Annotated in this window: 14 protein-coding genes and 1 other RNA gene; 7 read left to right on the forward strand and 8 right to left on the reverse strand. The window is 69.2% G+C overall.

The annotated features are described in order from the left end of the window. Positions 1-16: 16 nt before the first annotated feature. Both ACL03I_RS11285 and ACL03I_RS11290 read left to right on the forward strand, forming a co-directional pair. Positions 17-955: a threonine/serine dehydratase gene (locus tag ACL03I_RS11285; RefSeq protein WP_355077845.1), complete on the forward strand. Its 939-nt coding sequence runs from the start codon at positions 17-19 to the stop codon at positions 953-955. Between the two features lie 105 nt (positions 956-1,060). Beyond that, complete coding sequence (locus ACL03I_RS11290; protein WP_355077846.1) at positions 1,061-1,609, forward strand: thioredoxin family protein; 549 nt, start codon at positions 1,061-1,063, stop codon at positions 1,607-1,609. Here the strand turns inward: ACL03I_RS11290 and ACL03I_RS11295 are convergent. Beyond that, on the reverse strand, positions 1,590-1,817 hold the full coding sequence (locus ACL03I_RS11295; protein WP_412805845.1) for a type 1 glutamine amidotransferase family protein: 228 nt from the start codon (positions 1,815-1,817) through the stop codon (positions 1,590-1,592). The genes ACL03I_RS11290 and ACL03I_RS11295 overlap by 20 nt on opposite strands. A 300-nt stretch (positions 1,818-2,117) precedes the next feature. On the opposite strand from ACL03I_RS11295, the gene ACL03I_RS11300 reads away from it, so the two are divergent. Next, the gene (locus tag ACL03I_RS11300; RefSeq protein WP_412805846.1) at positions 2,118-2,633 is read left to right on the forward strand and encodes an ester cyclase; all 516 of its coding nucleotides are present in this window, start codon (positions 2,118-2,120) and stop codon (positions 2,631-2,633) included. Between the two features lie 70 nt (positions 2,634-2,703). Beyond that, complete coding sequence (locus ACL03I_RS11305) at positions 2,704-3,630, forward strand: hypothetical protein (RefSeq protein ID WP_412805847.1); 927 nt, start codon at positions 2,704-2,706, stop codon at positions 3,628-3,630. An 86-nt stretch (positions 3,631-3,716) separates the two neighbouring features. On the opposite strand, the gene ACL03I_RS11310 is transcribed toward ACL03I_RS11305, so the two are convergent. Continuing rightward, positions 3,717-4,331 carry a dihydrofolate reductase family protein gene (locus tag ACL03I_RS11310; protein ID WP_412805848.1) on the reverse strand — a complete coding sequence of 205 codons (615 nt, stop codon included), beginning with the start codon at positions 4,329-4,331 and terminating at the stop codon, positions 3,717-3,719. 66 nt (positions 4,332-4,397) lie between these two features. Continuing rightward, the gene (locus ACL03I_RS11315) at positions 4,398-5,345 is read right to left on the reverse strand and encodes a GlxA family transcriptional regulator (protein ID WP_397276870.1); all 948 of its coding nucleotides are present in this window, start codon (positions 5,343-5,345) and stop codon (positions 4,398-4,400) included. A gap of 153 nt (positions 5,346-5,498) precedes the next feature. On the opposite strand from ACL03I_RS11315, the gene ACL03I_RS11320 reads away from it, so the two are divergent. After that, positions 5,499-5,954 carry a hypothetical protein gene (locus ACL03I_RS11320; protein WP_355077852.1) on the forward strand — a complete coding sequence of 152 codons (456 nt, stop codon included), beginning with the start codon at positions 5,499-5,501 and terminating at the stop codon, positions 5,952-5,954. Between the two features lie 3 nt (positions 5,955-5,957). Here ACL03I_RS11320 and ACL03I_RS11325 read toward each other — a convergent pair whose 3' ends face one another. Both ACL03I_RS11325 and ACL03I_RS11330 read right to left on the reverse strand, forming a co-directional pair. Next, positions 5,958-6,863, reverse strand: coding sequence for a universal stress protein (locus ACL03I_RS11325; protein WP_412805849.1), 906 nt, complete (start codon positions 6,861-6,863; stop codon positions 5,958-5,960). Between the two features lie 73 nt (positions 6,864-6,936). Further along, entirely contained in the window at positions 6,937-7,335 is a 399-nt protein-coding gene (locus ACL03I_RS11330) for a hypothetical protein (RefSeq protein ID WP_355077854.1), read from the reverse strand. A gap of 206 nt (positions 7,336-7,541) precedes the next feature. Here ACL03I_RS11330 and ACL03I_RS11335 point away from each other — a divergent pair, with 206 nt between their 5' ends. Further along, positions 7,542-8,447 (forward strand): EamA family transporter, encoded by a 906-nt coding sequence (locus ACL03I_RS11335; protein ID WP_355077855.1) that lies wholly within the window; start codon positions 7,542-7,544, stop codon positions 8,445-8,447. Positions 8,448-8,461: 14 nt separating this feature from the next. Here ACL03I_RS11335 and ACL03I_RS11340 read toward each other — a convergent pair whose 3' ends face one another. Next, positions 8,462-9,349: a helix-turn-helix transcriptional regulator gene (locus ACL03I_RS11340; protein WP_412805850.1), complete on the reverse strand. Its 888-nt coding sequence runs from the start codon at positions 9,347-9,349 to the stop codon at positions 8,462-8,464. Positions 9,350-9,450: 101 nt separating this feature from the next. Here ACL03I_RS11340 and ACL03I_RS11345 point away from each other — a divergent pair, with 101 nt between their 5' ends. After that, on the forward strand, positions 9,451-10,203 hold the full coding sequence (locus tag ACL03I_RS11345) for an SDR family oxidoreductase (RefSeq protein WP_412805851.1): 753 nt from the start codon (positions 9,451-9,453) through the stop codon (positions 10,201-10,203). A gap of 388 nt (positions 10,204-10,591) precedes the next feature. Here ACL03I_RS11345 and ACL03I_RS11350 read toward each other — a convergent pair whose 3' ends face one another. Together ACL03I_RS11350 and ssrA are read right to left on the reverse strand one after the other, a co-directional pair. Beyond that, positions 10,592-11,482: a phosphotransferase gene (locus tag ACL03I_RS11350; RefSeq protein WP_355077858.1), complete on the reverse strand. Its 891-nt coding sequence runs from the start codon at positions 11,480-11,482 to the stop codon at positions 10,592-10,594. 458 nt (positions 11,483-11,940) lie between these two features. Further along, positions 11,941-12,311: a transfer-messenger RNA gene (ssrA, locus tag ACL03I_RS11355) on the reverse strand. Positions 12,312-12,333 lie beyond the last annotated feature (22 nt).

Genomic DNA, 12,333 nt, shown 5'->3' on the forward strand with positions numbered 1-12,333 from the left:
GGTACCGAGGAGTTCGATGGAACTGACCCACAGCGACGTGAAGGCCGCTGCCGAACGGGTGGCCGGGCTGGTCAGACCGGTGGCCGTGGCGCAGGCCGACCACACGGGCGAGCTGTGGTTCGCATTGGAGTTCCTGCAGCACACCGGCAGCTTCAAAGCCCGGGGTGCGCTGAACTTCTTGCTCACGCATCGCGAGAACGGGACGTTACCTCGGGTAGGCGTGACGATCGCCTCGGGCGGCAACGCCGGACTCGCGTGCGCGTGGGCAGCGCGCAGCCAGGGAATTCCCGCCACGGTGTTCCTGCCGACCACCGCGCCGCGGGTCAAAGTGGACCGGTTGACCTCCTATGGCGCCGACGTCCGCCTGGTGGGGACGCAATACGCCGACGCGCTCGCGGCCAGTCGCGAATTCGCCGACGCCACCGGCGCCCTGCTCTCCCACGCCTACGACAACCCGCTGATCGCCGCCGGTGCGGGCACGCTCATGACCGAGATCCACGAGCGCATCCCCGATCTCGGCGCCGTCGTGGTCGCGGTCGGCGGCGGCGGGCTGTTCGCGGGTGTGGCCACCGCCGCCGATCACTACGGCGTCCGGACCGTCGCCGTCGAACCGGTTCATTGCCGCGCGCTGCACGCCGCGATCGAGGCCGAACAGGTCGTGGACGTGGAGGTCGACTCGATCGCCGCCGACTCGCTCGGCGCCCGGCGCGCCTCGCAGCTGGCGCTGACGGCCGCACAGCGCTACGACGTGGCCTCGGTGCTGGTCGACGACGACGCGATCGTGGCGGCGCGCCGCGAGCTGTGGGCGCAGCGCCGCCTCGCCGTCGAGCACGCCGCGGCGACCGCCTTGGCGGCGATACGCGGCGCGGAGCCGGCGTTCCGACTTAGGCCCGGCGAGCGGGTGTGCGTGGTGCTGTGCGGAGCGAACACTGATCCGGCCGATCTGACCTGCTGAGAAGCCCGCCACGCCGACTGACCGTTCATCGGCGTATTTCCGACGAATCGGACGACACGGGGTTAGGCTCCCGCTGTCCTCTGCGATCCCGACGGAAGGCACACCATGGCGCATACCTCACACATGGTTCCCATCGGCACACCGCTACCCGACTTCGCTCTACCCGATCTCGACCAGCGGATCTACTCCCGCGACGACTTCGCGGACGGACCCGGTCTGCTGGTCGTCTTCGCGTGCAATCACTGCCCCTACGTCAAGCACATCGAGGCCGCGCTCGGCGAACTGGTCGACTCGCTGCCGTCCATGCCGACCGTGGCCATCTGCACCAACGACGCGACCGCCTACCCGGACGACGCACCGCTGCGGCTGCGCGACCAAGCGATCCGCGCGGGCTGGACGTTTCCCTATCTCGTCGACGAGGAGCAGCACGTGGGGCGGGCCTTCCGCGCCGCATGCACTCCCGATTTCTTCCTCTACGACGCCGACCTCCGACTCGCCTACCGCGGCGCATTCGACGAATCGACGCCCGGGAACGGCAAGCCGCTGACCGGGGACGACTTGCGCACGGCCGTCGAGGCCGTGCTCGCGGGCGAGCCCGCGCCCGAACCACACCGGCCGAGCATGGGTTGCTCGATCAAATGGCGGGACGCCTGAAGATTTCCCACTGGGCGGTGGCGGCCCGCCGCACGGCGCGCGAGGCCTTGCCGACGTGACCGGCGTCGTACGGCGGCTGCGGGTCGTACTCGATGATCAATTGAGCGATCTGTGGCTGCTCCGCGCCGAAGACGTCCCCGACCAGCCACAGCGCCAGATCGATGCCTGCGGAGACTCCTGCGGCCGTAGCTGTTCTCCCGTTACGCACCACTCGTTCCTCCGGGCGAACGTCCGCGCCGAGTGCGCGCAATGCCGACTGCGCCGGCCGATGCGTCGTGGCAGGCGTCCGTCCAGCAGTCCGGCCGCGGCCAGTACCAGCGAACCCGTGCACACCGAGCTCGTCCACCGGGTGGGGCTCCGGTGCGCTCGCCGCAGCCAGGCCGGCAGCGCGTCGTCGACCGCGGCCGCCGCCGGGCCGGGCCCGTCGGGACGAGCAGGATGTCGGGCGTGGGCGTGGAGCGCGGTCATCCCCGAATAGGTCACTATCGCGATGACGAAAGGATTACCGTTGACGAACTCAGGCGACCCGGGCTCGGTGGCGCGTCGTTACGTCGAGGCCATCGGCGAGCAGGACTGGCAAACCGTCTCCGACTGCTGGCGGCCGGGTGCGATCGACGTGTTCGTCGGCGTCGCCGATCTGCGCGCTCCGGGCGAGGTCGTGGCCTTCTTCCGTGACGTGCACGCCGCGGTCCCCGACCTGACGATGGAGATCCTCTCGGTCACAGCGCAAGACGAGCGTGCCGTGGTGCACTGGCGCATGCACGGCCGGTTCGACGGCACCGCGCCGCTGATCGGGTTGGCCCCCAACGGAAGACACCTCGATCTGCTGGGCACCGACGTGTTCGTCGTGCGCGAGGGGCTGATCGAGTCGAACACGGCGATCGTCAACGGGCTGGAACTCGCCCGCCAACTCGCCGTGCTGCCCCCGCAGCACTCGATCGCCGAGCGGGTGCTGTTCGGACTCGCCAATTCGATTGCCCCACTGGGCAAAGCGATTCGCGCACGGAACCGTTCCGGACGATGAGCCACGCTGCCGATCCCGCCTCCGATGAGGGACACTGTTCCCGACACCGGGGATCGAAAGGGGTGGGACGTTGGCGACGATCGTCCTCGTGCACGGCATCGCGCAGGAACAGGAATCGGCCGACACGCTGGAGGCGCGCTGGTTGCCCGGACTCGCCGGAGGCGTACGCAACTACGGCGCACCCGAATTGGCGGACCGATTGTGGCGCAACGGTACTCCCGGCGACTTGTCGACCCGCATGGCGTTCTACGGCAATCGGTTCCTGGTCGAGGGCGCCCAGGGTGCGGGGACCGAACTCGACGACGAGCAACTCGACCTGATGGAGCAACTCGCGGCCACGTGGCTCGCGACAGCCATGGAGCACGCCGGTGACCAGCGCGATCGGGCGACGGCCCGCCGACTCGGCACTCCCCCGCCGCCGGACGCGGTGGCGCAGGGAGCGAACGCGAGGCTGCGGCCCGCTTTGAACGCGCTGATGCGCTTGCGCTGGTTCGCGCCGTTCGGGTTCGGGCTGGCCCAGAAGTTCGTCATAGCGGCACTGTCCCAGGTCACCCGGTACTTCACCGACGACGAGGTGCGGGAGTACGCCCAGCGGCAGGTGCTCGACCAGATCGGCCCCGAAACGCGCCTGGTGATCGCGCACTCGCTCGGCAGCGTGGTGGCCTACGAGGCGCTGCACCGCACCGACCATCCGGTGTCCCTGCTGACCATGGGCTCGCCACTGGGCCTGCGCACGGTCGTGTACGACCGGCTGCGCCCGCAGCCGAGCACCGTGCCGAAGGCGGTGACGAACTGGCACAACCTGGTGGACGAGGACGATCTCGTCGCGGCGCACCTCGATCTCACCGTGTTCTTCCCGCCGTATCCCGGCGGCACCGTCGCTCCGGTCACCGAGCCGCACTTCGACAACGGCGCGTCGCCGCACGACTCCACGAGCTACCTCGTCAAATCGGTCACCGGCGGCATCGTCACGAAAGCGCTCGGACACTCCATATAGTTCGCACTGGCACTGTCCGAGTTTCGAAATGGCGAGCGCTGGACCGAAACTCAGCGGCAACCCCCTGCGCGATCCGGAGCCGACTCTTACCGAACGCTCTGGGAAAGGTGCACTTTCGCGTCTTCGTACGTTCCGGCGAGCGCGGCCTCGTCGCGGGTGTAAACCAGGTGCAGCACCCCGGTGTCGAAGGTCTCCGAGGACAGCAGGCGCAGCGGAACAGTGGTTGCACCGTCCTGGAACAGGCGCTCGCCTTTGCCGACCGCGATCGGATGCACCAGCAGGTGCAGTTCGTCCAGCAGACCGGCGGCCAGCAACTGACGGACGACCGAGACCGAGCCGCTCATGCCGATGTCCCCGCCCGGCTCGCCCTTCAATGCCGTCACCGCCTCGATCAGGTCGCCGCCGATCACTTCGGAGTTGCGCCAGGTGAATTCGAGGTTCTGCCGCGTCACCACGAGTTTGCGCGCATCGCCCAGTTTCTTCCCGAACGCCGCGTCCGGGCCGCCCGCCGCTTCGCGCTCCGGCCACGCGCCCGCGAAGCTCTCGTAGGTCCTGCGGCCGAGCAACAGGGTGTCGGCGGCGCCGAGTTGGGCGTCGACAGCCGCCCCCATGGCGTCGTCGAAATACGGGAAGTGCCAGTTCTGCGGATCTTCGATGACGCCGTCGAGGGCGATGAACAGGCCTGCGGTGATTTTCCTCATGCGCGTTGCTCCTGGATCGGTGTTGCGAACTCGGTCGCTTGATCCGACGGGGTGACGCGCGAGAACTCATCGGTCGGCGTGAAAGGCTGCCCGGTAGTTGTGCGGGCTCGTCCCGACCACTCGCTTGAAGCGGTCGCGGAACGCGGTCGGCGACCCGAAACCGACCTGGCCCGCGATCCGGTCCACCGGGTGACTGGTGACTTCGAGCAGATGCTGCGCCTGCCGGATGCGCGCACGCAACAGCCATTGCAGGGGCGTCGTTCCGGTGTGCTCGCGAAACCGCCGGTTGAGCGTGCGGGTGCTCATTCCGGCTTGTACGGCGATCTCGTCGAGGGAGAGGTCGCGCGCGGAGTTGTCCTGGATCCACCGCAGCACCGGCTCCAGCACCGAGCCGCGCGGCGTCGGTGGCTGGTCGTGCACGATGAACTGCGCCTGTCCCCCTTCCCGCTCCAGCGGCACGACGGATTTCCTGGCCGCGTCCGCCGCCACCGCCGAGCCGTAGTCGCGGCGGACCATGTGCAGGCACAGATCGATCCCGGCCGCGGCGCCCGCCGAGGTGAGCAACGAACCGTTGTCCACGTACAGCACGCCGGGGTCCACCTCTATCTCCGGGTAGCGGGCCGCTAGTTCCGCGGTGGCGAGCCAGTGCGTGGTCGCGCGATGGCCGTTCAGCAATCCGGTCGCCGCCAAGATGAAGGCGCCGGAACAGATCGACGCGATACGGGTGCCCGCGGCGGCGGCCCGGCGTAGCGCGTCGATCACCTCGGCCGGCACCGGCAGGCCCGGATCGGCGCAGCCGGGCAGCACGATCGTGTCGGCCTCGGCCAGCGCGTCGAGCCCCCGGGACGCACACAGCGTGAACACGCCCGCGTCGACCGTCGGCGCGGGCGCGCAGACCAGCACGCGATAGGCGGGGCGTCCGTCGGGCAGGCAGGTTCGCCCGAACACCTCCACCGGCGTGGCCAGATCGAACGAGATCACTCCGTCCAGCGCGAGTACGACCACGGTGTGCATGGCAATAGCGTAGTTATCCGGTCGATTTCAGCCAATGCCGATCTAGTGCGCCCTGGGAGGAGTGGGCAGTTCAAGGCTAATGGCGAGAATCAATCGCTATATGGCACTTTCGCCAATTTCTCGTACGCGCCGCGCTTACTAGTGTCGACCGCCGTGACGAAGTTCCTGCTCTCGGTCCACGTGCTCGCCGTGATCATTGCCGTCGGACCCGTGACGGTGGCTGCCAGCATGTTTCCCGCCACCACCCGCCGCGCCCTCGCCCCATCCGGAGCCGAGCACAGCCGCGCCGTCCTCGGCACGTTGCATCGCATCTGCCGGGTCTACGCTCTGCTCGGCGTGCTCGTCCCGGCCTTCGGTCTGCTCACCGCGCTGAGTCTCGGCGTGCTCAGCGACGCATGGCTGATGGTGTCGATCGGGTTGACGGCCGCCGCGGCGGGTGTGCTCGCACTGCTCGTGCTGCCGGGACAGCAGAAGATCCTGGCAGACCTCACCGGGACGACACCGACGCTGATCCGCCGTCTCGCCATGGACACCGGGGTGTTCAACCTGCTGTGGGCGGCGGTCACCGTTCTGATGATCGTCCGGCCGGGTTCGACGACCGGAGCGTAACGCTCAGTCGGGCAGGTGGCGGACCACCATCGACAGGTCGCGGACGATCATGATCGGGCACGCCACCGACAGCAGCAGCGCCTGACTGGTCGAGCCGAGCAGCATGCCTGCGAACCCACCTCGGCCCCGGCTACCGACCACGAGCAACTGGGCTCGCTCGGAGCGTTCGAGCAGACAGCGCTCGGGCCGATCGGTCACGATCTCGCGCCGGATCTCGACGTCCGGAAAGCGCTCCTGCCATCCGGCGAGGCTCTCCGCGAGCACGATCTGCTTTTCGGTGTCACCCGCGAGCTCCGCCCTCGCCGACGGCAATTCGACGCCGGTCCACACGTGCAGTGCCAGCAGAGGCACATCCCGCGACGAGGCCTCGTGCAGTGCCGCTTCGATGGCGGGTTCACTGACCTCCGTACCGTCCACCCCGACCACGATCAGCTGCTTCCTGGCCTCCGGGCTGAGCGGCGCGCCCTCCCGGACCACGACCAGCGGGCAGCGCGCCCGGCGGGCCAGCGCCGCGCTCACCGACCCGAGCAGAGCGCGCCGGACGGTCCCGCGTTCCCGGGTTCCGACCACCATCATCCGCGCTCCGCGGGTACGGTCCAGCAGCGCCGGACCGACCGGCTCGTACACCAACTCGGTGGTGATCTCGATGTCGTGCAACGCCCGGACCGCGATGAGCGCCTCCTCGGTCGCGGTGTCCAGCACCCAGCGACCGTGCCCCTCCAATCGGGCGTAGTCGGTGCTGGTGAGCGGTTCGGTGACGCCGGGCCCGTAGTCGGCGACCGGATCCAGCACGTGCACCAGACACAGCGGCGCCCGATGCTGCGCGGCCGCCTGCGCTCCCCACGCGACCGCCGCCGCCGATCCGGCGGACCCGTCCACACCGACCACGATCGGCCCGTTGCTTCGCATGCTCACTTCCTTTCCCGACGAAAAGATCGAGCTCAGCACCGCCGATTTCGACACTACCGGCGCGGCGGACCCGTCAACCGCCGAGGACGACGCACGCGTACCCCAGGTGGACGCCTTCACCGACCCGCAGGTCGATTCCCGCCACATACGGTGCGTACGGCTCTTGTACCGCGCTGACGGTGTGCGGCCCCGGTGTCGCGGGCACCCAGTCGATCAGTGCGACGCCGCCCGACGGGCGGACCACGCCGAACGGGATGCCGTTGTCGTAGAACGTCACCGGTGTGACGATGTCGGTCACCGTCGCTCGCGCGGTGTAGGTGCAGCCTGTTCCGTAGTTCGTCGCCAAGCCGAAATTGATGCCGGGATACATCCCCACCTGGGTCACCGTGGCTCCGGCCAGGGGTGGGCAAGCCAGCGCGACTGCCGCGCCGGTTCCGATCGCCGCCGCTATCGCGGCAACTCCTTTTCGCATGCGGAGTGGTCCTATCGGTCGTGAGTCGCTCTTCGTCGAACGGACGCCGGCCGCGCACCGGCGCGATAACTAGATACTCACTCCCCCACGGCTTCGACGGGGGCAAACCGCGGAATCTCGGTGGGGCCCGCACCGCCTGACGGTCGTGTCGCCCCGGCGTGGTTGGGTGTCCGGAGGTCTTCCCGAGACAACGGAGGTGCGGCGTGGTGGCGATCGACTTCGAGCGGAGGGCGCGCGGGGCGAGGACGGTCTCGGTCCGGCGTTCGGTCGCCGCTCAGGGGCTCGGTGGCGTACCGCCGACGGCGCTGGTGCTGGCGGGCATCGTCAGCGTGCAAGTGGGCGCGGCGGTGGCGAAGCAACTGTTCGCGGCGACCGGAGCGGCCGGTGCGGTCACGCTGCGGCTGATCTTCGCCGGGATCGTCCTGCTGGTGATCTGGCGCTCGTCGCTGCGGGTGGCACGCGGCGCGCTGCCGGTCGTCCTCGGCTACGGCGCGGTGCTCGCGCTGATGAACCTCTCGTTCTACGAAGCGATCGATCGGATTCCGCTCGGCATGGCGGTGACCATCGAGTTCCTCGGACCGCTGAGCGTCGCGCTGGCCGGATCGCGGCGCTGGATCGACCCGCTGTGGGCGATGCTCGCCGGGGCGGGAGTGCTGCTGCTGACCCGGGCCGACGGCGACGTGAACTGGGCCGGAGTGCTGTTCGCGCTGGCCGCGGCGGCGTGCTGGGCAGGCTACATCCTGCTGAGCGCCGCACTCGGCAAACAGACCAGCGGCGGCGGCGGTCTGGCACTGGCCATGGCGTTCGGCGGCCTGGTCATGCTGCCGGTCGGCGTCATCGACGCGGGCGCCGCGCTGTTGCAGCCCGGCGTGCTCGCCGCCGGATTCGCGGTGGCGTTGCTGTCGTCGGTGCTTCCGTATTCGGTGGAGCTGGAAGCGCTGCGGCGGATCCCGCCCCGCGTCTTCGGTGTGCTGATGAGTCTGGAGCCAGCGGTCGCGGCGATCGCGGGTTTGGTCGTCCTCGGTCAGATCATGAATCTCGGACAGTGGGCGGGCGTCGCGTGTGTGGTGGCTGCGTCGGCGGGGGCGACGCGGACCGAAGCGAAGGATTGACGGCTCCGGGCCGCTCAGCGCGCTTGCCGCGTCACGTCCGGCTGACCGGCGGGACGCTGCGCATCATCTGCCGTCCTCGGGTTGTCGGCGATCAAACTGCCGAGCAGTGCCAGAGATCGCTCCGAGAGCGATCCCGGCTCCGCGTGGTAGGCGATGAGTATCTGGCCCGGCGCGCCGTTCACGCTGAACGTCTCGTAGGACAAGGTCAGGTCCCCGACCATGGGGTTGCGAAATTCCTTGACGCCCCCGGTCTTCGCCCGGACGTCATGGCGGGCCCACAGCTGCCGGAACTCCTCGCTCTTCAGCGACAACTCGCCGACCAGCTCGGTCAATCGCGGGTCGTCCAGGTCCGCGCCCGCGGTCGCCCGCAGGCTGGCGACGGTGTCGGCCGCGATGGTCGGCCAATCCAGGTAGACGTCGCGCGCCTCCGGATCGAGGAAGACCATGCGCACCTGATTCACTCCCGGAACCGAACACGAGTTGACGGCCGCGGCCAAGGGATTCGCCGCCAGGACGTCCAGGTACCTGCCCAGCACCAGCGCCGGCGTGTGCGGCCACGCGTTCATCAGGCGCAGCAAGCCGGGCGCCACACGTTCGGGCCGCCGCGGCGCTCTCGGCCGTCTGGCCGTCGGCCTGGCCAGTTCCCGCAGGTGCGCCGTGCCCTCCTCGTCCAGCGCGAACACCCGCGCGAGCGACGCGATGACCTGTTCGGAAGGATGCCGGTCGCGCCCTTGCTCCAGTCGCACGTAATAGTCGGCGCTCACCCCGGCGAGCAGCGCGATCTCCTCCCGGCGCAGACCGGCGACCCGCCGCTGGCCGCCGCCCGGCAACCCGAAATCCTCCGGTCGCACCAATTCGCGGCGCGCGCGTAGGAAGGCGCCCAGTCGATTGTCGGAGTCCATGACCCGAGCGTAGGTCAGGGGCGCCGCTCCTGGGTGGCCCCGCGACTACCAGGAAGTCCGCAGCCTGTCAGGCGCACGCGAAGGGCCGGAAAGTAGTGGACATGACGAACGACAACCTCACCGGCCGCGTCGCGGTCGTCACCGGAGCATCGAGTGGAATCGGCGCCGCCACCGCACGGCGGCTCGCGCGGAGCGGCGCCAAGGTCGCCCTGCTGGGCAGGCGCAAGGATCGCATCGAAGAACTCGCCGCCGAACTCGGCGCCCACGCCCTCGCGGTCGTCGCCGACGTCGGCGATCAGCAGTCCGTGCGCGATGCCGCCGCCACGGTGCGTGCGGCGTTCGGGCCCGTCGACCTCGTCGTCGCGAACGCGGGCGTCATGCTCGCCGCGCCGTTCGAGTCCGCGCTCACCGACGAGTGGGACCAGATGGTCGGCACCAACGTCACCGGGCTGCTCTACACCGGACGAGCGTTCATCGATGACCTGCTCGCGGCCGCGACCGACGGCAAGCGCGCCGATCTGGTGCTGGTCGGCTCGATCGGCGGGCACACGGTCTTCCCCAACTACGCCGTATACACCGCCACCAAGGCGGCGGTCGCACACCTGACCCGCAACCTGCGCGCCGAGTTCGGGCCGCGCGGCGTCCGGATCAAGAACATCGAACCGGGCTTCGTCGGCACCGAACTCGGCGACGGGATGCAGGACGAGCAACAGCGCTCCGGCCTGGCGCAGTGGCGCACGGCGATCGAGATCCTGGAACCCGGCGATATCGCGGACGCGATCGCCTACGCCGTCGACGTACCCCGGCACGTCAACATCGCCGAGATCGTCGTCGTCCCGACCCAGCAGGGCTGATCGCCGACGCGTTCGCCGCTACCACCCTGGCGGATGACCGACACTGCCCCGGCGCCGCGCCAGGCCCGAGGACGCCTCGGCGGCCGCCGAGATGGGATACCTCGGCTGGCGCGACGCGCATCGGGGCAACGTCCCCGACATCCCGGCCGTGCGTCCGCGCGACTCGTTCGAGTCCGCGGCCGAGCTCGTCGGCGACACCCGCGCCCGCCGCCTTCCCTACGAACCAGGGCTGGACCGGCGAAGGCGTCTTCACCCACGCGGCTCCTGGCCCCACTGATCCGGTCCTGGTTCCCGCCCACCGCCCTACGAAGCTGCCCTGACCGCTCTCGCGATTGCTGCGGACGACGCAATGTCGTACCCGGCAGGCGCACCAGGATGTCGCGGCAGACTAGTCGGTGTCCGCCCACTCGGGCCACGGTCGCATGCCCTCGTCACCGCGGATGTATGCGAGGCGGCGCAGCGCCAACCGCTGATGGCTCGGGTCGACGGCGGCGGCCCGCAACGACTGCAAGGCCATCCGGAACTCCTGGATGTCGCGCAGCAGGTAGAAGCCGTCCCACCGCATCACATCCCGGCCGTATCCGGTACAGAACTCGGCGTACTCCGAGGCGGTGATCTTTTTGGCGGTCCAGCACTCGATCGCCATGTGCACCAGGTCCCACTCCGGTGGGCCGATCACAGCCCGTTCCAATCCGACCAGGATCGCGTCGCCGTCGTCGCCGACCACCACGCCGTCGCCCGAGCCCGCGCCCTGCACCACCGACCACGGCAGACCCCGCGGCAGCGCCTTCCAGCGGCCGCGCAACTCGTCCAGATGTTTGCACAACCAGCGCCGGTCGTCCTCGGTCACCGTCTGGGCGGCGGCGATGTCCTCCTCCACCCGAGCCAGGGGCGCCATCCGGCGCAGCTCGAAACCGGGCAGCGGCAGCCGATGCAACTCTCCCAGCGCCTTGCCGACCTCGCCGGGCGTGCCGGAGTGATGCGGCGGCAACTCCTGCCAAAAGGTCACCGGTCGGCCGTCGACCACGACCGGCTGCGGGATATCCGGGACGACCCGCGTCGCCGACACCCCACAGGTCTCCAGCCATCGAGACACGGCGACTTCCCGCGAAGTCGCCAGCTTCTGTTCCCGCCCGCCGATCCGCACGACGATTCCGTCGCGCAACCGATAGACCCCCTGCGCGCCCACGGGCTCGGCATCGCTCGCATCGATACCGACGCTCACACAGGCGGCACGCAGAATCGACCGCATGCCGTTGCCCGCGACATCCGCGGTCATGTCGACCCCCCGCAACCGCCCCGGGGGGAGTAGCACCGCATCTCGCTCTCGAGCCTCATGGCAGCCATCCAGATACCGGGGGGCAAACACCCCATTTTCCCTGGTCAATGGACATTACCCGAGAGATTCCACCGAGCTCAGCAACCAAACAGAATCCGACCGATTCGCCCGAATTACCCCGTTCGACAGCTCCCACATCCCGCCCATGCACCGAAAACGGTCCCCCTGCCCCCGCAGCACGATGCCGCCGCCCAACTGCCGCGACTTACGCCAGAAGGTGAAGCGATGTGCGAGCACCGCGAAGTGGCGAAGGCGAGAACGCGCCGGACCCACTCAACGTAACCACCGACCTGGGGTCCGGGGGCGAAGCCCGCCGGGCGGGGTATGGGGGTTGCACCCCCACAGAACACCCAGCTCCACCAAAAAGGCGAGTGCTCTCCGCGAGCACTCGCCTTCGTTGGTGGAGCTGCCGGGAATCGAACCCGGGTCCTCCGCCGCGTCTTCAGGGCTTCTCCGTGTGCAGTTCGCTGTGTCTCTACTCGGATCTCCGGGTCCCGCGAACAAGCCCGGATGACGATCCCAGCCGCTGTTCGATGTCCCGCCCTACTCCGCGACCGAGTAGGACGGTTAGCCCCCTAGCTGATGCCGGCACCGGAGCCGAGGGCATGCCCCGGGCCGACAGAGACGCTCTGCTGATCAGGCAGCGAGAGCGTACTCGCGCTGATTGGAATCGGCGCTTAATTGGTTGCAACGACGCTTACGGTGGTCTCTTGCCTGCACCGACACGCTTCCCCTAAATCTACGTACGCAGTCGAAACCGTTCAGCCCCGTACGCCCCAGCACCTTGCCGG

Source organism: Nocardia sichangensis (assembly GCF_047200615.1).
GTDB classification, from domain to species: domain Bacteria; phylum Actinomycetota; class Actinomycetes; order Mycobacteriales; family Mycobacteriaceae; genus Nocardia; species Nocardia sichangensis.